General features: G+C 63.8%; 1 protein-coding gene. It reads right to left on the reverse strand.

Annotated elements, in window-relative coordinates; all coding sequences use genetic code 11:
- Nucleotides 1-1,003, reverse strand: a 1,003-nt coding sequence (locus AB0J78_RS33380; RefSeq protein ID WP_363796057.1) for an IS630 family transposase, incomplete at its 5' end; no start/stop codon positions are given.

Here is a 1,003-nt window from a genome sequence, read left to right on the forward strand (position 1 = left end):
CTAGTGTCCTGCGTCGGAAATGCGTTGTAGATATCGGGCGAGGGAATCGAGGATCTCTTCGGCGGTCTTCTTCCACACGAAGGGCTTGGGGCTAGAGTTCCAGTGCTGGATCCAGTCGCGGACGTCTTTTTCCAGCGCTGCAACGCTTTTGTGGACTCCGCGACGGGTGAGTTGGTCGGTGAGGTAGCCGAACCAGCGCTCGACCTGGTTGATCCAGGAAGAGCCGGTCGGGGTGAAGTGCACGTGGAAGCGGGGGTGCCGGGCCAGCCACTCGTTGATGATGGGTGTTTTGTGGGTGGCGAGGTTGTCGCAGACCAGGTGCACGTCGAGCTCGGCGGGCACGGTTTTGTCGATGCTGACCAGGAACTTCTTGAACTCGGTGGCGCGGTGGCGGCGGTGCAGTTCGGTGATGACAGTGCCGTCGGCGATGTTGAACGCCGCGAACAGGCTGGTCGTGCCGTGGCGGGCGTAGTCATGGGTGCGGCGCTCGGGCATCCCCGGCATCATCGGCAGCACCGGCTGAGAGCGATCCAACGCTTGCATCTGGGACTTCTCATCCACGCATAACACGACCGCCCGCTCCGGCGGATTGTGGTAGAGGCCAACGACATCCACGACCTTCTCCACGAATAACGGGTCGGTGGAGATCTTGAATCCGTCAATGCGATGGGGTTTGAGATCAAACCGCCGCCAGATCCGCCCGATCGTCGATTTCGACAGCCCGGTGCGCTCGGCCATCGAGGCCCGCGACCAGTGCGTGGCATCGGCCGGGGCCTGCTCCAGGGTCAACTCCACCACACGCTGCACCTGATCCAGCAGAATCGACGGAGGCCGGCCCGGACGGGGCTCATCAGCCAGCCCGGACAGGCCGTGCTCGATGAACCGGCCACGCCATTTCGCCACCGTCGGCACCGAAACACCCAGCTCCGCAGCCACGTCCGTGTTGAACGCACCGGGTTCCGCGCACGCAAGAACGATCCGGCACCGCAGCGCATACGCCTGC

It is taken from the genome of Saccharopolyspora sp. NPDC049426, assembly GCF_040676935.1.
Classification (GTDB): Bacteria; Actinomycetota; Actinomycetes; order Mycobacteriales; family Pseudonocardiaceae; genus Saccharopolyspora.